Source organism: Salinibacterium sp. NYA9b, from assembly GCF_976973725.1.
In genome coordinates, this window is the sequence record NZ_OZ333476.1 from 383391 (window position 1) to 404120 (window position 20730).

At 62.9% G+C, this 20730-nt stretch carries 16 protein-coding genes; 8 read left to right on the top strand and 8 right to left on the bottom strand.

What is annotated here, in order from left to right:
• The first annotated feature begins 120 nt into the window (after positions 1-120).
• Positions 121-840: a hypothetical protein gene (locus ACWFSR_RS01880; protein ID WP_447522924.1), complete on the top strand. Its 720-nt coding sequence runs from the start codon at positions 121-123 to the stop codon at positions 838-840.
• On the opposite strand, the gene ACWFSR_RS01885 is transcribed toward ACWFSR_RS01880, so the two are convergent.
• The 3 genes from ACWFSR_RS01885 to ACWFSR_RS01895 form a co-directional block, all read right to left on the bottom strand.
• Positions 824-1774 carry an ECF transporter S component gene (locus tag ACWFSR_RS01885; RefSeq protein WP_447522925.1) on the bottom strand — a complete coding sequence of 317 codons (951 nt, stop codon included), beginning with the start codon at positions 1772-1774 and terminating at the stop codon, positions 824-826. The two genes, ACWFSR_RS01880 and ACWFSR_RS01885, sit on opposite strands and share 17 nt — an antisense overlap.
• Positions 1775-1875: 101 nt before the next feature.
• Positions 1876-2892, bottom strand: a complete 1017-nt coding sequence (locus ACWFSR_RS01890; RefSeq protein WP_447522926.1) for a LacI family DNA-binding transcriptional regulator — start codon at positions 2890-2892, stop codon at positions 1876-1878.
• Positions 2893-3003: 111 nt separating this feature from the next.
• Complete coding sequence (locus ACWFSR_RS01895; protein WP_447522927.1) at positions 3004-4674, bottom strand: glycoside hydrolase family 13 protein; 1671 nt, start codon at positions 4672-4674, stop codon at positions 3004-3006.
• Positions 4675-4852: 178 nt separating this feature from the next.
• Here ACWFSR_RS01895 and ACWFSR_RS01900 point away from each other — a divergent pair, with 178 nt between their 5' ends.
• The 4 genes from ACWFSR_RS01900 to ACWFSR_RS01915 all read left to right on the top strand — a co-directional run bounded on the left by ACWFSR_RS01900 (position 4853) and on the right by ACWFSR_RS01915 (position 10740).
• Entirely contained in the window at positions 4853-6085 is a 1233-nt protein-coding gene (locus ACWFSR_RS01900) for a sugar ABC transporter substrate-binding protein (protein ID WP_197108193.1), read from the top strand.
• A gap of 131 nt (positions 6086-6216) precedes the next feature.
• The gene (locus ACWFSR_RS01905) at positions 6217-7830 is read left to right on the top strand and encodes an ABC transporter permease subunit (RefSeq protein ID WP_197126063.1); all 1614 of its coding nucleotides are present in this window, start codon (positions 6217-6219) and stop codon (positions 7828-7830) included.
• Between the two features lies 1 nt (position 7831).
• Positions 7832-8755, top strand: a complete 924-nt coding sequence (locus tag ACWFSR_RS01910) for a sugar ABC transporter permease (protein ID WP_197110475.1) — start codon at positions 7832-7834, stop codon at positions 8753-8755.
• Positions 8755-10740: a glycoside hydrolase family 13 protein gene (locus ACWFSR_RS01915; RefSeq protein ID WP_447522928.1), complete on the top strand. Its 1986-nt coding sequence runs from the start codon at positions 8755-8757 to the stop codon at positions 10738-10740. The genes ACWFSR_RS01910 and ACWFSR_RS01915 overlap by 1 nt, the downstream gene beginning before the upstream one ends.
• A gap of 20 nt (positions 10741-10760) precedes the next feature.
• On the opposite strand, the gene ACWFSR_RS01920 is transcribed toward ACWFSR_RS01915, so the two are convergent.
• Positions 10761-11723 (bottom strand): NAD-dependent epimerase/dehydratase family protein, encoded by a 963-nt coding sequence (locus ACWFSR_RS01920; protein WP_197108185.1) that lies wholly within the window; start codon positions 11721-11723, stop codon positions 10761-10763.
• 221 nt (positions 11724-11944) lie between these two features.
• On the opposite strand from ACWFSR_RS01920, the gene ACWFSR_RS01925 reads away from it, so the two are divergent.
• Positions 11945-13471: a hypothetical protein gene (locus ACWFSR_RS01925; protein ID WP_447522929.1), complete on the top strand. Its 1527-nt coding sequence runs from the start codon at positions 11945-11947 to the stop codon at positions 13469-13471.
• Here the strand turns inward: ACWFSR_RS01925 and ACWFSR_RS01930 are convergent.
• The 4 genes from ACWFSR_RS01930 to tdh form a co-directional block, all read right to left on the bottom strand.
• A complete protein-coding gene (locus tag ACWFSR_RS01930) occupies positions 13458-14489 on the bottom strand; it encodes an NADPH:quinone reductase (protein WP_447522930.1) in 1032 nt (343 codons plus the stop codon). The genes ACWFSR_RS01925 and ACWFSR_RS01930 overlap by 14 nt on opposite strands.
• A 65-nt stretch (positions 14490-14554) precedes the next feature.
• On the bottom strand, positions 14555-15331 hold the full coding sequence (locus ACWFSR_RS01935; RefSeq protein WP_197108181.1) for a GntR family transcriptional regulator: 777 nt from the start codon (positions 15329-15331) through the stop codon (positions 14555-14557).
• Between the two features lie 8 nt (positions 15332-15339).
• Entirely contained in the window at positions 15340-16521 is a 1182-nt protein-coding gene (locus ACWFSR_RS01940) for a glycine C-acetyltransferase (RefSeq protein ID WP_447522931.1), read from the bottom strand.
• A 54-nt stretch (positions 16522-16575) separates the two neighbouring features.
• Positions 16576-17601 (bottom strand): L-threonine 3-dehydrogenase, encoded by a 1026-nt coding sequence (gene tdh / locus ACWFSR_RS01945; protein ID WP_197108176.1) that lies wholly within the window; start codon positions 17599-17601, stop codon positions 16576-16578.
• 158 nt (positions 17602-17759) lie between these two features.
• Between tdh and ACWFSR_RS01950 the strand changes: the two genes are divergently transcribed.
• Positions 17760-18992, top strand: a complete 1233-nt coding sequence (locus tag ACWFSR_RS01950) for a metal-dependent hydrolase family protein (RefSeq protein ID WP_197108174.1) — start codon at positions 17760-17762, stop codon at positions 18990-18992.
• Between the two features lie 147 nt (positions 18993-19139).
• The gene (locus ACWFSR_RS01955; RefSeq protein ID WP_447522932.1) at positions 19140-20726 is read left to right on the top strand and encodes an ABC transporter substrate-binding protein; all 1587 of its coding nucleotides are present in this window, start codon (positions 19140-19142) and stop codon (positions 20724-20726) included.
• Positions 20727-20730 lie beyond the last annotated feature (4 nt).

Consider the following 20730-nt stretch of genomic DNA (forward strand, 5'->3'; position numbering starts at 1 on the left):
GCGACGGCATCCGTGGGGTGTCCGGGTTCGTTCGGGATCATCCAAATCGCACGGGGGCAGTGCTCGCAGGGGGTGTACTGAACCCTAACGATTAAACCCGTGAGCACCGACAGGGGCGGCATGACAACACACACCAGCGACGATAAACGAGCTATTTCCGCCATCCTCAGCGAGGCGATGATGCAGGCGGATAGCCGGCTCGTTACCGCATCATGCGTTGCGCCCGACCTGGACGCGATCATCGAACGCACCGATGTCACTCGCCTCAAGGGAATCAGCAAACTGGAATTCGCTGCCGTCACCTCTGAGCTGCGCCGAGCGCTTACCGCCTATAACGCGGACCACCATGCGATCGCGCTCGAGGTAGCGGAGAAAGCGCGACACCTGAAGAACCACGATCGAGGACGGATGCTCGCTCAGAGCCTGCTTGTGGCTCTTGCGGTGGGCGGATTCTTCGTCGTTCCGTTCGCGATTGTCTTCTCGCTCGTCATTCTGGTCGGGACGTTCGCCATGCGATCGGTGTGGATCGCTCGCCTCGGGGAACGCGCCGAAATGCTATCCCACGCCTTCGAAGGTCCCGAGGCAGAGCTGCGGGAGAAGCTAGGCACGACCCCCGCGCAGGCGCGACAGACGATGTGGTCGAGCGCGACAGGCCTCTGCGCGCGCGCCGACGCTCTCTATCTCGAGTCGCTCGAACCAGCGCAGCGAGCGTCAGAACTCGCGACGCGCCATCAGGACGCGCAGCGCTGGGCCGATGGTCGATTCGCGCGGCAGTTCGGGAGCGAGCGAACGCAGGACGAACGGTCGGCGACCTCTCCGGGGCTCAGCGTCGCGTGTTGAGCGCTGGGCCGTCGCGGCGGCTGATTTCGGACAGGCCAAGCCTGCCGAGCAGGTGAATGATGGCGAGAGCCGTGTAGCCGGTGATGAGCTTGTCGGCGAGTGAGATCGAGATGTTGACGGTAAAGACCGACGCCCACAGACCGTCGCCAATCGCCCGCAGTGTCGCAATAAAGTCGTCACCGGCGTGACCGGCAACGCCTCCAAACACCAGCACGGTGATGGGGACAGCAGTGATCGTGCAGGCGAGCGCCACTAAGACGTTGAGCAGCAAAAAACGTAGCCGGGTCTTATCGAGGTGCCAGAGTCGCACCCCGTAACCCCAGACGAGCGCCCCCACGACATTGACGATCGCGTAGGCGAGGGTCGCGGGCACCGTAGAAAAAACCCCGACGACGTTGGTCGAGAGCCCGACGAGGGCTCCCTGCCAAGGCCCGAGCACGATCGCGACGACCGCGGTTCCGATCATGTCGAGAAAGATGGGCAACTCAAACTTTGAGACCACGCTGCCGCCGAAGAGGTTGAGGCCGACAGCCGCGACCATCAAAACGACGACAAAAGCGAGCCGTGAATCGGGGTTCGAGGTGGGGTTCAGCGGCGCGTTCGGGGTCTGCGCTTTCGCCGTGACGCGAACCGCAAGACAGCGAGTTCGCCAGGCTTCTGCCTCACGGTCGTCGCGGCCAAGGGCGATGACAATTTCGGCCACAAGCTCGGCATTAATGCGGCTTCGTCCGGTGCGGAAGATGTCGAAGACCGTCGAACGAGCGACGCGCGCCGCGGCAGGACTAACGCCGTTTTCCTCACGGCGATGAGCGATGCGCGATGCAAGCTCGGAGTACGACACTTCTCCGGCGGCGATCCGCAGTCGTTGCAGGTCATCCGCTATCTGATCGAGAGAGTCGGCAGGCAAAGACGAGTGATCTCTCCCAGTGCTCACGTCTGCCCCCAGACTCTCGACGCCTGCAATAGGCCCATTCGATTCTGATTGTGCCACAGCGAAACGAGAGAACAGCCCGAGGTAACCCGAACTGGGTGGGGCTACTCGGGTGGACGGCTCGTGCTCGACCGCACGATGAGCTCGTAGTCGATCGGTGAGTTTTCGGGGATCTCGGGATGCTTGCCGGGCACGAGTAGGTTCATCAGGATCTCGACGGCATGCTCGCCCTGAGCCTGCGGGGACTGCGACACCGTGGTGAGCCCGAAGAACTCGGAGAGTTCGTGGCCGTCGATTCCCATGATGGAAATATCGCGCGGCACTACGAGGCCAAGGTCTCTGGCGGCCAAGATGCAGCCGATGGCCATCTCATCCGATGAGGCGAAGATTGCCGTCGGGCGCAGTAGCGGGTTGCCAAGCAGCTGCTTGGCGGCGTGATAGCCACCCTGAATGGTGAAGTCGGCGGTGGCAAAGAACTCTGGTCGTGGCTCAATTCCCGCTTCGCGCAGAGCAGCTTCGTAGCCGTGGCGCCGATTCGTGGGGATGTGAAATTCGAGATCGTAGTCTTCAGAGCCACCGATGTGAGCGATCTTGGTGTGGCCGAGCGCCAACAGGTGGCCGGTGGCGAGGCTCGACACGGCGTCGTCATCCAAGGTCAGAGTGCGCACTCCGTCAATGGGGCCACCGACGCCGACCGCTGGCCGGTCGAGGGCATGCAGTCGCTGCACTTCGGTGGGAGAGAGCTTGAGGGAAACAGTAATGATGCCGTCGATGCGCTTGCGTTGCAGGAAGATGTCGAAGACCTTCTCGCGTTCGGCGACGCTGCCCGAAAGGTTGTAGAGAGTGACGTCATAGCCGTGGCGCATCAATGCTTGCTGGGCGCCTTCCACCACGGAGGTGAAGAACCAGCGGGTCAAATACGGCACCATCAGGCCGACGTTTTTGGTGCGGCCCGATGCCAAACTCGACGCGCTCGACGAGACGACATAGTCGAGAGCGGCCGCAGCCTCCGTCACTTTGAGACGCGCAGCCGCCGATACGGGGCCATTGCCGCTGAGCGCCCGAGATACGGTCGCGGTGGACACACCAGCGCGCTGAGCAACATCTTCGATGCTAGCCATCAGTTGCCCTCCGTTGGATTCTGACGAGAATGGATGCCGCCCTACAGCGGTCGCGCCGCTGCTGATTCTATCGACCGGCATCCATTCGCGAGAATTCGGTGCCGCGTTGGTCTATGCCCTCAGCCACACTGTCGTGTCTGCCGGCAGTTGATCGTCGGCCAAGGGGCCGCTCGACAGCAGCACGTCGCCGGCGGGGAGAGCCACGCCGGTGTCGCCGGTGTTGGCAAAGACACGCACGTCGCCGGTGCGGAAACCGAGCACGGTGTCAGCGCCGGTGTCGAGCCATTCGAGTTCGTTGGTGGCCAGCTCGTGGGCGCGGCGAAGGGCGAGAGCGTTGCGGTACAGCGAGAGTGTCGAGGTGCTGTCGTCGCGTTGGGCGTCGCGGGCGAGAGTTGCCCATTCTGCGGGTTGCGGCAACCACGAGGCATCCGTGGGGCCGAAGCCGTAGGAGGGGGAGTTCGCCTCCCACGGGATTGGAACGCGGCAGCCGTCGCGGCCGTAGCGCTCACCATTGGTGCGGAACCACGTCGGGTCTTGGCGAGCCTCATCGGGGAGGTCGATTACTTCGGGCAGGCCGAGTTCTTCGCCCTGATAGAGGTAGGCACTACCCGGCAGGGCGAGCATGAGGGCGGTCGCGGCGCGGGCGCGACGAAGACCCAGCTCGGGAATCGGGAGGCCGGCTGACTTCGGTCCGATGCCGTGACCCTGCGGGTTCTCGGCGGTCAGCGCGAGGCGCGACGCGTGACGAACAACATCGTGGTTCGAGAGCACCCACGTGCTGGGTGCTTCTACGGCAGAAAACGCGCTAATCGACGCATCGATCACCGAGCGCAGCGGGCCGGCAGCCCACGGTGTCTCGAGGTAAGGGAAGTTGAAGGCCTGGTGCATCTCATCCGGACGCACCCACTTGGCCATGTCGGTGAGCGGATCGACCCACGCTTCGGCAGCCAAAATGCGCTCGCCGTCGTAGCTGTTCAGAATCTCGCGCCACTCGCGGTAAATCTCGTGCACGCCATCTTGAGCCCAGAACGGTGCGCGGGATGCGGCAAGCTCGGCGTCGGTCGTGCCGGCCCCGCCCATGCTTCCGCCGGCGACCGGGGGAGTCCAGTCGGGCAGGCCGTCGGCTTTGATCATGCCGTGGGCGACATCCACCCGGAAGCCGTCAACGTCGCGGTCGAGCCAGAAGCGAAGGATGTCGGCGAATTGGTCGCGCACCCAGCGGTTCTCCCAGTTGAAATCGGGCTGGGTGGTGTCGAACAGGTGCAGATACCACTGAGCGGGCGTGCCATCGGGGTTCGTGGTGCGCGTCCACGCGTCGCCGCCGAACACCGACTGCCAGTTGTTGGGCGGCAGCTCACCGTTGTCGCCGAGACCGTCGCGGAACATGTAGCGATCGCGCTCGGGGCTGCCGGGCTCCGCGGCAAGCGCGGCCTGGAACCACCGGTGGTCGCTTGAGGAGTGATTGGGCACGAGGTCGACGATGACCCGCAGTCCCAGCTCGTGGGCGCGACTCGTCATGGAGTCGAAGTCGTCGAGCGTGCCGAACAGGGGGTCGACGTCGCAGTAGTCAGCAACGTCGTAGCCGGCATCGCGCTGGGGCGAGGTGTAAAACGGCGAAAGCCAGACGGCGTCGATGCCGAGCTCAGCTAACTCGGGAAGGCGGTCGCGGATGCCGAGCAAATCGCCCATCCCATCGCCGTTTGCGTCGGCAAATGACCGCGGGTAGATCTGGTAAATAACGGCGGAGCGCCACCATTCGGTGTCCTGAAGCACGGAAGTCATAGCCGCCACACTATCGCCATCGGCACTAAAAGCTAAGCGCTTCCACATTGTTCTTCTCATTTCTCTTGCGGTAAATGCTGAAAATTTTGTGAACGACTGTTGCCGAACCCCGCCTATAGGAGGTATACATGGAAGCGCTTGCAGTTTGCAATGCTTTCACTGACGAAAGGCAGCACCAATGAGGGTGAACAACAAAGGACTGTGGGCCGTAGGCGCACTCACAGTTACTGCATCGCTAGTACTGACCGGATGCACAGCAGCATCCGACACAGCAGATAACAGCGCCGGAACCGGCGAAGCGCTCACCGTGTGGGTCGACGCCGACCGCGCAGCCGTGCTCAAAGACGCCGCAGCAGACTTCACTGCCGAGACCGGTGTCGAGGTCAAGCTTGTACAAAAAGAATTCGGTGACATTCGCGACCAGTTCATCGCCCAAGTACCCACCGGAAAGGGTCCCGACGTTGTCATCGGCGCCCACGACTGGCTCGGAACCTTCGTGACCAACGGTGTCGTTGCTCCCGTCGAACTCGGCGACAAAGCGGATGCCTTCCAAGACGTCGGAATCACCGCCATGAGCTACGAAGGCCAGGTCTACGGCGTTCCCTACTCGATCGAAAACATCGCTCTCGTGCGCAACACGGCCCTCGCGCCGAGCACCCCAGCGACGTTCGACGAGATGGTCACGATGGGCGAAGCTGCCGGAACCGAATACCCGTTCTTGGTAGGGCTCGACCCTGAAGCGGCCGACCCGTACCACCTGTACCCCTTCCAGACCTCGTTCGGTGCACCCGTCTTCGGCACCGCCGCTGACGGAAGCTACGACGCCGACGCACTCGAAATCGGCAACGACGGTGGCGACAAGTTCGCGGCCTGGCTCGGTGAACAGGGCGCTGCAGGCGTACTCAACACCAACATCACTGGCGACCTCGCCAAGGAAAAGTTCATCGCCGGAGAATCGCCCTTCTACCTGACCGGACCATGGAACGTGCCCGCCGCCGTCGAAGCAGGCATCGACGTGGCGATCGACCCGATCCCCTCCGCCGGTGGCGAAACCGCACAACCATTCGTGGGAGTGCAGGGCTTCTTCGTCAGTTCTAAGAGCGAGAATGCGCTCGCCGCAAACGAGTTCATCGTGAACTACATGGGCAGCGAAGAAGTGCAGACCGCACTGTTTGAAGTTGGCGGACGCGCACCAGCGCTCACGGCATCCTTCGAAGCAGCAAGCGCCGACCCGATCGTTGCCGGATTCGGTTCCGTCGGAGAAAACGCTGTTCCCATGCCGTCGATCCCCGCAATGGGAGCCGTCTGGGAGTTCTGGGGTGTCACCGAAGCCGCCATCATCAACGGCGGCGACGCAACGTCGCTCTGGCAGAAGATGTCAGGCGACATCGAAACCGCTATCGCCGGATAGCTCACGGTGGCCGCCCGTCTGCATGCGGGCGGCCACTTCCGCTGCACCACCGAGCCGGGCACTGCGTTCTCAGGACGCAGTCCCGGTTCGCACCGCTCGACTGACCTGCACGCCTTCAATGGAGAATCCCCGTGACGACAACCCCCGAGACTGATCCCGGCCCCATCCGGCAGTCTGCCCGCGCGAAACGTGCGACCAGAATTGCGGATGCCGCAGCCGGTGGCTGGAAAATTGTCGCCGTCAAGATCTTGGGTCTCGGTGTCGTCGACGCGATCGCGATCTACGCGCTGTTTGTGCTCGTGCGCAGCGAATCGTGGCTCGTGGCTGGACTCGTCGTTGCGGTCACGCTGCTCGTCAACTGGATCTACTTCTCCCGTGGCAAGCTGCCCGCCAAGTACCTCGCGCCGGGCCTGATCTTTCTCGCGATCTTCCAAATTTTCGTGTTGCTCTACTCGGGCTACATCGCGTTCACGAACTACGGAACCGGCCACAATTCCACGAAAGCGGATGCCGTCAATTCGCTGCTGCTGTCATCGCAGAACCGCGTCGCCGATTCGCCAAACTACCGTCTGACGGTGCTTGAGCAATTGGGCGAAATCTCCTTCCTCGTCACCGAACCCGATGGCAGCGTGAGCATTGGCGGCAACGAACGGCCACTCAAAGAGGTGCAGAACGCCCAGCTTGAGGGAGGCGTCGCGGTTGGACTCGACGGGTACACGAGTCTTGGCTTCCAAGACATCCTCGGCAAGCAGACCGAGATCGCCGCCATCAGCGTCCCACTGACCGACGATCCCAACGACGGAATGTTGCGCACCCCCGACGGGTCGAGCGCCTTCCTCTACACTTCGTCGCTCGATTACGACGAAGCCGCCGGCACCATGCGCGACAAGAATTCCGGCATCACGTACTCCGATATCGGCACCGGTGCCTTCACCTCGGATGCCGGCCAAGAGCTGCTGCCGGGATGGAAAATTGAGGTCGGGCTCGACAACTTCGTTCGCGCGTTCAGTGAGGACTCCATCCGTGGTCCGCTGATTAGTGTGACGGTGTGGACCTTCGCGTTCGCGTTCCTCTCGGTGTTCACGACCTTCGCGCTCGGGCTGTTCTTGGCGATTGTGTTCAATGACAAGCGGATGAAGAGTCGCAAGTACTACCGCATCATCATGATCTTGCCGTACGCGTTCCCTGGCTTCTTATCGGCACTCGTGTGGGCCGGAATGATGAACCAGGAGTTCGGCTTCATCAACGTGGTGCTGCTCGGCGGAGCCGAAGTGCCGTGGCTCACGAACGAGTGGCTGGCCAAAGGTTCGATACTGTTCGTGAACCTCTGGCTCGGTTTTCCGTACATGTTCTTGGTGACGACGGGGGCGCTGCAGGCCATCCCTGAAGAGCTCACCGAAGCTGCGACAGTGGATGGCGCGAAGCCGTGGGCCATCTTTAGATTCGTCAAGCTGCCCCTGTTGTTGGTCTCGGTTGCGCCGCTGTTGATCTCGTCGTTTGCGTTCAACTTCAACAACTTCAACCTCATCTACATGCTCACCAATGGTGGGCCGCGCGATGTCTCCGCGGGGGTGAATGTTGGTGCCACGGACATCCTGATTTCGATGGTCTACAAGGTCGCCTTCGTGGGAGCCAACCGCGATTACGGCCTCGCGAGCGCGTTCGCGATCATCATCTTCATTCTGGTGGCGGGCATCGCCATCATCAGTTTCCGTCGCACGAAGTCGCTTGAGGAGTTGAACTGAGATGGCTGCAACAACTCAGAAGCAGAACCCGGATGCCGCCGTGCGCTCGGACGTCGTCGGTCACCCGAGGCGGCCCTTCAAGCGCTACTTCCGCGAGACCGGCTGGCGTCACCTCATCGGAATCGCCATGTCGATCTTCGCGGCGTTCCCGTTGCTCTACGTGTTTAGTGCGTCGCTGAACCCCGGCGGCACCCTCGTGACCGCCAACTCGCTCTTCTCGAACTTCAGCTTCGAAAGCTACGTCGATCTCTTCAACCGACCCCAGCAGCCGTACGCTGCGTGGTTCGGCAACACCCTGTTGATCGGCGGAATCTCGTCGCTCGGCACGGTCTTCCTCGGCGCCCTCGCGGCATATGCCTTTTCGCGCATGCGGTTCATCGGCCGCCGGGTGGGGCTGCTCACGCTGCTGCTTGTGCAAATGTTTCCGCAGTTGCTCGCGGTCGTCGCCATCTTCTTGCTGCTCTCCGGAATCTCCGAAATCTTCCCGGCAATCGGGCTCAACAGCCAGATCGGGCTCATCATGGTCTACCTCGGCGGCGCGCTCGGAGTGAACACCTACCTGATGTACGGGTTCTTCAACACGGTGCCGTCATCCATCGACGAGGCAGCGAAGATTGATGGCGCAGGTCATGCGCGCATCTTCTTCACAATCATCCTGCGTCTGGTGGCACCTATCTTGGCCGTCGTCGGGCTGCTGTCGTTTGTCGGCACCACGAGCGAGTTCGTGATCGCGAGCATCGTGCTGATCGACCCCGATAAGCAGACCCTCGCGGTTGGCCTTTACCAGTTCGTCTCTCAAGAGTTCTCGCGCAACTGGAGCATCTTCGCCGCCGGCGCCGTGCTCGCTGCCATCCCCGTGATGACCCTGTTCTTGTTCCTGCAGAAATACATCGTCGGTGGTCTCACCGCGGGAAGTGTGAAGTAATGGATGCCCTTCTCCCGCACCACGATGGCTCGGCGCTACACGTCTCGACTCAGACTCCCGCGCTCGGCGACACCGTCACTCTGCGCCTTCGCGTGCCGGTGGGTTACGGCCCGCTGAAGGCGGTGCGGGTGCGCGAGAATCCCGACCACGAACCACGCTGGACGGATGCTCACCTCAGCGGAACCGCCGCCGGCTGGGACTGGTGGCAGGCCGACATCGTGGTCGAGAATCTGCGGCATGGCTATCGCTGGTTGCTCGTGCACGAGGCTGCTGATCACGCTGAGAGCAAGCCACGCCACAGCACGTCGAGCGTTGCCGTTTCTGCGCACGGCAATGCTGGCCGCACTGAGTGGCTCAACCAGAGCGGGCTTCACCCGATCGAGACGCTCGACTCCGAAGACTTTGCGCTGCTCGCGACCCCGGCTGCTCCCGAGTGGTTGGCGGAGACGGTGATGTACCAGGTGTTCCCCGATCGCTTCGCCCGATCATCCGCCGCCGACTCTCACGCCAAGCCCGAGTGGGCGATTGCCGCGCGCTGGAGCGAGCCGGTTGACCCAGTGCTGCCCGGCCGCTCGCAGCAGTTCTATGGGGGAGACCTCGACGGCATCACCGAGCACCTCGATCACCTGACCGACCTCGGTGTGACAATGCTGTATCTCACGCCAATCTTTCCTGCCCGTTCGAACCATCGCTATGACGCGTCGAGCTTCGTGGATGTCGATGAACTCTTGGGCGGGCGCGAAGCGCTGATCCGTCTGGTGGGCGAGGCCCACGCTCGCGGCCTCAAGGTCATTGGCGACCTGACCACGAACCACTCCGGTGACGCGCACGAGTGGTTCCAGGCGGCGCTCGGAATGCCGGATGCGCCCGAGGGCGACTTCTACTACTTCACGAACGACGAGCACACCGAGTACGTCGGCTGGTTGGGTACGCCGAGCCTGCCGAAGTTCAACTGGAACTCGACCGAGCTGCGTCGGCGCTTCATTGAGGGCGATGATTCGGTCGTCGCGCACTGGCTCAAAGAGCCCTACAACTTCGACGGTTGGCGCGTGGATGTCGCGAACATGACCGGGCGGATGGGCGCCGAGGATCTCAACGAGGAGGTGCGGCAGATCATCCGTCGCACCATGGAAGACGTGAACCCTGACACGGTGCTGTTGGCGGAGTCGACGAATGATGCCGCGAGTGACCTGCAGGGCGATGCGTGGCATGGCGCAATGACGTACCCCTCGTTCACGCGGCCGGTGTGGGGGTGGCTCACCGAACCCGGTGACACCTCGCACGTGACCGCGGATGGTTCGGTCGACCCCGAGGCGTGGTTCTTCGGGCAGCCCATCGGCGGCATTCCGAACTACAGCGCGCGGGACTTCGCCGAGATGACGGTGCGGTTTACGGCCAGCATTCCGTGGCGCATTCGGCTCGGCAATATGAACGCGCTCGACACTCACGACACCGCGCGGTTCCGTACCCATGCGCCTGCCGAGAACGTTCCGCTCGCTCTCGCACTCTCGGTGACGCTGCCGGGAGTGCCCGTCGTCTTCGCGGGCGACGAGTTTGGCCTCAGCGGCGACGACGGCGAAATGTCGCGCACGCCCATCCCGTGGGGAACCGAAACCGAGCCCGCTGTCGCCCCGACGCTCGAGGTCTATCGCCAGCTGATCGCGCTGCGGCGCGAGCTGCCCACGCTCTCGCATGGCGGTCTGCGCTGGCTGCACGTTGCCGATGACGCGCTCGTCTTCGTTCGCGAGGATGCCGCCGCCACGGTGCTGGTGGTCGTCGCACGCTCGCCGCTGACCGTGACGCTGCGGCCGGCGGCAATCGCGACATCCGGTCTGGCTGCGGATGTCGCAGCTCCCACGTTCCTCTCCGGCAACGCGACTCTGACATCCGCCGCCGCCGGGCTCACGCTCTCGGCGGCCGCCCGCACTTGCGCGATCTGGACTCTGCCCGGGGTCGAGCAGCCCGCCACTTCGGCAGCAGGATAAGCGTTCCCGGTAAGAGCTTCCTAGGGTGTTGGCGGGAGGGCGCGCGCCTCTTCGTCAGCACCAAGCCCGGATGCGCGAGGTCGGTCTCTGCCGCGTGAAAGCTCATCGTCGAGGGTTCGCGTGATTGTTTCGCGAAGGGGGCGAAGCTTTCCGCCAGATGCTCGGTAGCGTGCGTTGTTGCGTTGGGCGAAGCCTGCATCGATCGCAGGGATCCAGAGCGGGAGTGATCGGGGCCCGGCCCAGTACCGGATGTCGTGTTCGGTGAGCCATGCATCATCGCGTTGTTCGAAACTCCCGTCGAATTCAGCAACGTCAGCGGTGAGTTCGAGGAACTCTTCGAGCGGGAGCGCGTCGCCGACGGCGTTGATCGTTTCGTTAGTCCCCGCGATCCCGGCCTGCACGATCCACGCGGCAAGGTCATCGACGTCGATCACTTGCACCCAGCGGTCTGCAAAGGTCGGGGTGAGAACGCGACCTCCACGGTGGAGTCGTGCCGGCCAGTAGCCGAAGCGGTCGGTGGGATCGCCGGGGCCGACGATCAGCCCGGGCCGTGCGATGAGGAGTCTTTCGCCGCGGTGGCGGGCGCTCGCTCTCTCGGCTGCCACCTTCGCCTGCGCGTAGTCGTCCATATCAACGGGCTCCACAATGTCGGCGCTCTCGTCAGCACCCGGCTCATCGTTGCGTTCATAGACGGATACCGTCGACACGAAGGTCCAATGAGTGGCCTGTGCCGCCAGCGACTGCAACGCCGACTCCACTTGCGCTGGGTCTCTCGAGAGCTCGATGACGGCATCCCAGTGGCCGCGAACCTCGTCATAGGCGCTGGGTCGGGTGCGATCGGCACGGATGAGGTGAGCACCTTCAGGTGCCGCACCAGATTCTCCGCGGGCCAGGCACGTAACGTCTGCCCCACTCTGCCTGGCGATGTGCGCGATTGCTCGGCCCAGCCATCCAGTTCCACCAAGAATCAACACTCGTCTCATGAGCCTATGCAACAGCACCGGTGAGAGTATTTCTACCGTGTTCGCCGCCGGCAGATGCACGAAACCGGCTGACCGTTGGTTACACGGATCAGGGCCGCTCCGGTGTTAGATTCTGCGTGGCACTGTGTGCCCTGCCGTCGTGCACCCGCGCGCCGATTAGGCCGCTGCAGAGAGTGGGGTGAACGCGTATCGCCGCGACTGCAACTCCTGCTCGTCCTCACGTGCGCGTTCTGCGCCCTCTTGTGATCGAGCTTCTGTGGCTTCTCGGCGCGCTCGGTCTCGCGCTGCTTGTCGTCACCTATCTGGCCGGAACACCAGGCCGCGGCGAGTTGATGTTCCTCGACGGCGACTCGATGATCGTCCCACTGTTCTCGCGGTCAATCCTCGAAGGCACCGCGAGCAACTGGGCGATGTCGGCCGTACTGTTCGTGCCGGAGATCACTGCGTTCCTCGTGCTCTCACTGCTCGGCTGGGACATCCACGAAGCACAATTTCTTTCGGCGGTCGCTAACTTTGCTGGGCTCTATCTCGTGTTTCGAGTTGCCGCCGTCACGGTAGCGAAGGGCAACCGGGCGGCGCTCGCAGCGACCGCAGGTTTTGCAGCCGTCTGCATCCTCGCCAGCACCGAAAGCGCCGGCAATGGAGACAGCCCAGAGCTCGCCTCTCTCTTGGCGGTGACCACCTACTACGCCGCAACGGTTCTCGGTGTGCTGCTCGCCGTGGGCATCACGCGCCGCATTGTTGCTAGCTCATCACCTCGACGCATCCTCGTGATTGCCCTCTTCGCCATCGCGGCGGTATCCGTAGTCACCAACCCGCTTTATCTTGCCTGGGCCACCGCGCCGCTTGTCCTCATCGTGATCATCGTCTGCGCTGGCGCTGGGAGGGGGCGTTCAGCGCTGTGGTCAATCGTCGCGCTCGTCGGCGGCTCTGCGCTCGGGTACCTGCTGCGGATTCCGCTCGCGCCGTGGATCGTGGCAAACCCGGACAACTACTTCCAGCCAGGCCGCTCCCGCGCATCCTTCGAGTACTACTGGTCTCTGCTCCTCGAACGACTTGAGAGCCCGGCCGGTGTTCTCGCGGTCGGCATCATCGTCGCACTAACGCTGCTCGGCGTCTGGCTCACGGTGCGCTCGCTGCGTCACGGAGCAATCGCCTCCGCTGTCGTTGCGGCCTATTCATGGTTTGCCCCGGTAGCGACCACGGTTGGCTTCATCTTGATGGGCACCGAAGCATCCCGCTACCTGCAGCTCTGGGCGTTTGCCCCGGCACTTGCGCTGGTCGTCCTGATTGCGGATGCGCGGCGCGCGGCACCCACCGAGACTCCCTGGCGGCGGCTCGTCGCTTTCGCTGCCATCCCTGCCTTGCTCGGTGGCGTCATGGTTATCGCGGTGCTACCGGCGGCCGCCCAACGAGCAACGGGGCACGACACCTCGCTCGACTGTGCGGTGGACTGGGTGAACGCATCAGGCGCGGTAGGTGCTGGTCAGTTCTGGAGTGTTCGCGCCGTCAAGACTCATGTGGATGACCAGGCTCAGCTCATCCAAACCGATTTCGCCCTGCGCGACTATGCGTGGTTGGTCGATCGTTCAGATTTTGACCAGCACGAGGTGTCGTTTCTGATCGTTGACGATCAGAGCGCACCATTCACGCTTCCCGCCGCAGCCGAAAACCTGCCCTCGACCACGATCGACTGCGGCCGTTTTCAGATTCTCGATTACAGCCCGGCGAGCATTACGCGACCGTAACGTCGATCAGTACTTTGCCGACGGCACCGCTCTCAACAAGAGCGTGAGCATCCGCGGTCTGCTCGAGCGAAAAGCGGTGCAGCGGCAGGCCGGTCTCTTCGCCGATGCCGAGCGCCCCATCCTCAAGAGCGCGGTTGATGGCGTCGGCCGCGGCACGAATCGCATCAATGCCCACGGTGTAGAGCAACACAAATTGGTAGCGCACGTTGAGGGCGAAGTGGCGGCGCACATCAAGAGTTACGTGGTCTCCGCCGTTGTTGGCGTACACAGAGATCGAGCCTCGATTGCGAATGACCGCAAGGTCGAGATCAGCATTCTGAGCGGGGGCGACTTCAACGATTTGGTCGACGCCCTCGGGCGCAATCGCCCGGATCTGATCCACGATGTCGGCGTCGGTATAGGTGAGCACGTGGTGGGCGCCCGCGGCAGTGGCAAGGGCCGCTTTCGCCGGTCCGCTCACGGTCGTGATCACGGTTGCGCCCGCCCAGCGAGCAAGCTGAATCGCGGCATGACCTACGGCGCCGGCGCCACCCGCAACGAGCACGATCTTGCCGGTGAGAGCATCCGGATGCAGTGTGTCTGGGCCATCTTCGGCAACGGTCAGCGCGCGGTACGCGGTGATCGCGGGAACCCCCATGCTGGCGCCTTGGTCAAAGCCTGCGCACGCGGGCAAAGCAAAAACACGTTCGGCGGGCAGCACGGCCTGCTCTTGGCTCGAGCCGCTGTTCGAGCGCTGGTACGCGGCGAGGGCAAGCCACACGCGGTCGCCGACGCTGACATGCTGCACGTCAGCGCCGACCGCCTCAACGATGCCGGCACCATCTTGGCCGGGTACAACCTCGTCAAAAGGCAAGGCCTGACCGGATGCCGCCCCACGGCGTGACTTCCAGTCGGTCGGGTTCACTCCGCTCACGACGATGCGGACGCGCACCTCATTCGGCCCGGGTTCGAGCACGGGCCGCTCAACCAACTGAAGTACGGAGGGGTCGCCGGTCTCGCTGTAAACGATTGCTTTCATACCAACTCCAACGTTGTCGTGAGGGGGAACAATTCCCGGCCGCCAGCAGTGGCGGCACTAAAAATCTAGTGCCCGGGGATCGCACTCCACGGTGCCCGCATGGTGCGCACGAAGGAGTACATCACGAGGGTGGGGTGGTGGTGTTCGAGGGCGTAGAAGATGCGTTCGCCGCTGAGGGTGACGCCGATGGTCTCCCACATCTTCGCTTCGGTGCCCTTCTCAAGTTGCAGCAGGTCGGCGTACTTGTCGTCGAGCAGAGCAACTCCAGCGGTCACGATTTCCCACGCGATGCCTTCACCCCAGAGCTTCTTTGCCGACTCGTAGACGGGGTCGGTGGGGTCGATCGCGTCGTGTTCCCCGGCGGGCAGCGGGATCGTGTATTCGGCGACCATCGCGGCCTGCTCGTCGGCGTACCAGCGCAGCACGATCTTCACGGCGCGGTTGGTGCTGAGCGGTGACAAGAGGGGAGCAAGATCGGCGGGCAGCTCGATCGTTTCGGCCGTCAAGATTTCGACCGACGGCGTGTAGCCCATGCGCGCGAGCACCTCGCCATAGGAGACGCTCGCCTCAAAGCGTGCGCTCAAACGCAGAGCAACCGGGTCAACAACAGTGGCGGCACCCTGGCTGCGAATCACAATTCCCTGACGCTCCAACTGCGCGAGCGCCACCCGAACCTGCGGGCGGCTGCAGTCCAACCACTCGGCAAGCTTGAGCTCGCCGGGCAGTAGAAAGTTGGAGTCGCGGGCTGCTTCGCGCACATGACGAAGCACTCCACTGAGGATGCGCTCATCCTCCGTGAGTGAACCGGTGACGATGCGGCCTTCGGGGACCGTGATTTCCATGTGCGCTCCTATGCGGCGATCGACTCTCGTGCGGCCACAAAAGCCTCAACGCAACGGCTGATGTCCTCGCTTGAGTGTCCAGCCGACAACTGTACGCGAATACGAGCTTTTCCCAGCGGCACGACGGGGAACGAGAAGGCGATCACGTAGACGCCGAGCGTGAGCAGGGCATCCGCCATGGCAACTGCTTCGTGCTCATCGCTGAACATGACCGGAATGATCGGATGCTCGCCCGGCAGCAGAGTGAACCCGGCCTCGGCCATTCCGGCGCGGAACTGCTCCGCATTCGCCTTGAGCTTGGCGCGGCTCTCGGCGCCTTCGGCCACGAGGTTGAGTGCTTCGATTGAGCCAGCAACCACGGAGGGGGCGACGGCGTTCGAGAAGAGGTAGGGGCGTGCACGCTGGCGCAGCAATTCCACGATCTCGGCGTGGGCACTGATGTAACCACCGGATGCTCCGCCCAGCGCCTTGCCGAGCGTGCCCGAGATGATGTCGACGCGGTCGGAGACGCCGCAGTGTTCTGGGGTGCCGGCTCCGGTCTCGCCGACGAAGCCGACAGCGTGCGAATCATCGACCATGACCATCGCGTCGTACTGCTCGGCGAGGTCGCAGATAGCTTCGAGCGGGGCGAGGTAGCCGTCCATCGAGAAGACGCCGTCGGTGACGATGAGGCGACGGCGGGCATCCTTCGCAGCAATCAGCTGCGCTTCGAGGTCGGCCATGTCGCGGTTCTTGTAGCGGTAGCGGGCTGCCTTCGAGAGGCGGATGCCGTCGATGATCGACGCGTGGTTCAGCTCATCCGAAATCACGGCATCCTCAGCGCCGAGCAGCACCTCAAAGATGCCGCCATTGGCGTCGAAGCACGAGGGGAACAGGATGGTCGCCTCCATGCTCAGCAGTGCCGAAAGCCGGTTCTCGAGCTCAACATGCTGGGTCTGGGTGCCGCAGATAAAGCGCACGCTCGCCATGCCGAAGCCCCAGTCGTCGAGGGCGTTCTTGGCGGCGGCCACGAGACGCGGGTGGTTGGCGAGGCCGAGGTAGTTGTTGGCGCAGAAGTTGAGAACGGGCTTGCCGCCCGCTTCCACATGCGCTGCCTGCGCCGTGTCGAGCTGGCGCTCGGTCTTGTAGAGGCCGGCGGAGCGGATCTCGCTCAGGGTGTCGTTGAGTTGGTCGCGAACTGTTCCGTACATGATGTGCTCCTGAAAGTTGTGGGGTGGCGGGGCCGTGAGCGAAGACGACGGGCGCTACGACCAGTCGATGATGACCTTGCCGCCATTTCCGCGGCGAGCGGTCGCGAATGCTTCTTCCCACTGTTCAGCGGGGAAGCGGTCGGTGACAACGGCGGAGACATCCAAACCGGTGTGCACCATGGCGTTCATGGCGTACCAGGTCTCGAACATTTCACGACCGTAGATGCCCTTGATGGTGATCATGTGGGTCACGACGGTGGCCCAGTCGATGCCGATCGGTTCGGCGGGCAGGCCGAGCATGGCGATGCGGCCGCCCTGGTTCATGTTGCTGATCATCTCGGGCAGGGCGGTGGGGTGACCGCTCATTTCGAGTCCGATATCGAAGCCCTCTTTCATGCCGAGCAGCTCTTGAGCTTCAGCGATGCGCGTTGTCGACACGTTGATCGCGAGGTTCACGCCCATGTCGCGGGCGAGTTGCAGCCGCTCTTCGTTCACGTCGGTCATCACAATGTTGCGGGCGCCGATGTGGCGCGCGACCTTGGCGGCCATGAGTCCGATGGGGCCGGCGCCGGTAATGAGCACGTCTTCGCCAACCATCGGGAACGACAGTGCGGTGTGCACGGCGTTGCCGAGGGGGTCAAAGATGGCAGCAAGCTCGGGGTCGATATCGGTGGGATGCGCCCAGACGTTCTGTTCGGGAATGACGACGAATTCGGCAAAGGCACCGTCGCGGTTTACACCAATGCTTGAAGTGAATTTGCAGAGATGACGACGGCCGGCACGGCAGTTGCGACAGTGGCCGCAGACGACGTGACCTTCGCCCGACACGAGCGCGCCGATCTCGACCGAAGTGACTCCTTCGCCGAGCTCCACGACGTGGCCAGAGAACTCGTGGCCAGGAATCAGGGGAGCGTTGATGGCGCCGGCGGCCCACGCATCCCACGACTCAATATGCAGGTCAGTGCCACAAATGCCGGTGCGGGCGACCCTGATTTTTACCTCCCCGCGACTAGGAGTTGGTTCGGGGCGTTCGGCCAATATGAGGCCGGGTCCGGCCTTGTCCTTATAGAGGGCCTTCATCGTTGATTCCTCTCAGGCGGCGCGACACCGGCGCATGGTCGCGCTTGTGGCGCGCCTCATTTGACGTGTCCGCTGCTGTGTTTCAGAGTACTGTCACTTGTTTACAAGTGCCACTCTTCTGCTAGCGTCGTACAAATCATAAGTTGAAGGAGCCATTCGTGACCGAAATATCCCAGCGCATCGAGGGAATATCGCTATGGGATGGAACGGCCACACACGGCATTGGCTCCCTCAGCTGGACAGGTGACCGGATCGACGCGGTAGAAACCGTCGCCGACAGCACGGCCACCGATTCGGATGCCGCAACCACGACATCCGAATACAGCGTGATCCCGGGCCTCATCGACACTCACGTTCACCTCGGCGGCTACGCCGGACCGAACACGGTCGACTGGGTTTCGTGGCCGCTCATGACGCCGTGGGAAGAGCAGGTCTTCCACATCGCGGCGAACGCCCATCAGGCAGCCCGCAACGGCGTGACCACGCTGCGCGATCTGGCCGGCGACGGACGTCAACTGGCCGTCAAGCGCGCCTTCGATCAGGGCATTCAGCAGGGGCCGCGCATTCTTGTGCACGGCCCCGTCGGTATGACGGCGGGCCACGGCGATCTCTTCATCCCGCCGCACTACCCGCACCGCACGCCCACCGCCGACAGCCCAGACGAGTGCCGCAAGCTCGTGCGCGAATACGCTCGCGCCGGTGTTGACGGCATCAAGATCTTCACGAGTGGCGGCGTTCTTTCGACCGGCGACAAGGTCGGCTGGCGTAACCAGACCACCGCCGAAATCGAGACAACCCTCGATGAAGCCCACGCTCTCGGCCTCAAGGTTGCAGCGCACAGTCACTCCACCGAGGGCAACCAGATTGCTCTGGATGCCGGAGTCGACTCCCTCGAACACGGCACTGGGATTACCGAAGAGCAATGGCCAACGCTGCTCGAGCGCAACATCTCGGTTGCTCCCACGCTCATGATCAACGACGTGATCGCCGAAGCTCGCATCCCTGTCTCGGCCGAAGCGCAAGAAAAAGCGCAAGCCGTTGTGCTCGAGCGCAACACCAACTTTGCTGCAGCAGGTCGCGCCGGAGTGCGCTTCGTGCTCGGCACTGATGCCAATGGCATCTTCGTAAAATTCGGCGATCAGATGGAAGAAGTGCGTCTGATGGCCGAGATGTTTGGATGGAGCGCCGAACGTGCGCTGCAGTCCGCGACCTCGGATGCCGCCGACGCGATCGGCCTGGCACACAAGGTCGGAACCCTCGCGACCGGATGGGGCGCTGACTTCGTCGTGCTCAAGGGTCGTCCGTGGGAAGACATCACTCAACTTCGAACCGAAAACATCGTCGCGGTTGTCTCGCGCGGTGTTGTCGTGTTCGGAGAACTCCCGCAGTAATCGCGTCACCAGCACCACCCGCGTTACCAGTACGACTACCTCCAGTAGTAAGTGCAGCACCAGCACCACTCGCAGCATCCGCATCACATTCCGCAGTACCACCGCAACGCTCACCACGTTGCGTCGACAGCACTGAAAGGACCGAGTATGAACTCCCCGAAAAACCGAGTACTTCGCTGGGGCATTGCCCCCATCGGAGCGCTTGCCGCACTGGGCCTGTTGGCCTCTTGCGCGGCAGGGCCAGCCGCTTCGCCCAAAACGGATATCACGATGGCAGTCACGGGCGACCCCGTGTGCCTCGACCCCCAGCAGGTCACCCTCACCACCGCGCTCAACATTGGCCGCCAGGTTGTTGACTCGCTCATTGATCAGGATGCTGAAACCGGTGAACTCGTGCCGTGGCTCGCAGAGAGCTGGGAAACCAACGATGACCTCACCGAGTTCACTTTCGAACTGCGCGATGACGTCACCTTCAGCGATGAGACCGCACTGACGGCAGACACCGTGGTCAAGAACCTCGATGCTCTCTTCGAAATGGGTTCCACCGCATCCCTCGCTTCGCAGTATCTCGCCGGTTACGAAGGCAGCACCGCTGTTGACGAGAACACGGTGACCGTGAACTTCGAGTCGTCGAACGCCCAGTTCTTGCAGGGCGCAAGCACCATCACGCTCGGCCTCGTCTCTGACGCCACCACCGAACTCAGCGCTGAAGACCGCTGCCAGACTGTTGTCGGCACCGGCCCGTTCACGATCGACTCTTACGTGGCTAACGACTCCGTCGTGATCGCCAAGCGTGTCGGCTACGACTGGGCATCCGAACTTCGCGGCCACAGCGGTGAAGCACTCGTTGATACCGTCACGTTCCCGATCACGCCTGAGGCAGGCGTGCGCACCGGTGGACTCCAGACCGGCGAATTCGACATCATCCAGGACCTTCCTGCCGTAGACGAGACCCGCTTCGACACCGCGGACTACAACATCTACGCTCGCGGAAACCCCGGAATGCCCACGAGCCTCGTGCCCAACACCACACGCCCCGTCGTCAGCGACGAGATCGTGCGCAAGGCAATGCTGCTCGCCACCGACCGTGCCGAAATCACCGCACTCACCGGTTCGTCGCAGTCGCAGCCCGCATCGAGCGCACTCAGCTCCGCGACTCCCGGCTACAGCAGCCAGGAAGACGCGATGGCCTACGACCTCGATGCAGCCACCGCGTTGCTCGACGATAACGGTTGGGTAGTCGGCTCTGACGGCATCCGCGAGAAGGACGGCCAGCGTCTCACCATGAGCGTTACCGCCTTCTACGGCCAGGATGTTCTTGAGGCAACTCAGATTCAGCTCGCTAAGGCTGGCATCGACCTGCAGCTCAACATTGTGACCGCCGGAGACTTCTTCGGAGCCATCGCGACCGGCGACTACGACTTCTTGAGCGCCAGCCTCACGCGCACTGACCCCGACGTTTTACGGGTCACGTTCTCGAAGGATGCCGTCTCGAAGTGGGCCATCATCGATGACGCTGAACTGGAGTCGCTCCTCACCGAGCAGGCCACTACGGCAGACACCGCCGAGCGCACGGCACTCATCGCCGAAATTCAGGAGATGATTATTGACCGTGCGTACCTGATCCCGCTTCTCGAAGTTGCTCAGGTGCACGCCTCAACCGCTAACGTTTCTGGTCTGACCTTCGACTCGTCGTCGCGCCTGATCATGTACGACGTCAGCGTTTCGGAATAACTCT